Origin of the sequence: Halomonas sp. SIMBA_159 (assembly GCF_046536035.1) — a bacterium.
GTDB lineage: Bacteria > Pseudomonadota > Gammaproteobacteria > Pseudomonadales > Halomonadaceae > Vreelandella > Vreelandella venusta_A.
In genome coordinates this window covers 1-249 of the sequence record NZ_JAWJBT010001210.1, presented here as the reverse complement: position 1 = coordinate 249, position 249 = coordinate 1, and the positions used below count along the sequence as shown (strand labels likewise).

Here is a 249-nt window from a genome sequence, read left to right as displayed (position 1 = left end):
CCATGTGGACAGTAAACTACGATTATCTTGACCCCTACTTTGTCCGTCCTGTGTCACTGGCTTATGTCGATTATGTGCCGTCACCAGTGCGTACCGGTTTAAGAAACTTCCTGTCTAACCTGGAAGAGCCGGCTAACATGCTGAACAGCTTTCTGATGCAGAACCCGGAAAAGGCGCTGGATCATTTTACCCGTTTCTGGATTAACAGTATTTTTGGTCTGGGCGGATTGATTGACATAGCGGCCGCTG

At 48.6% G+C, this 249-nt stretch carries 1 protein-coding gene; it reads left to right on the top strand.

From position 1 onward, the window contains the following. On the top strand, positions 1-249 hold a 249-nt coding region (locus tag R0J87_RS23110; RefSeq protein ID WP_498889284.1), incomplete at both ends, for an MlaA family lipoprotein.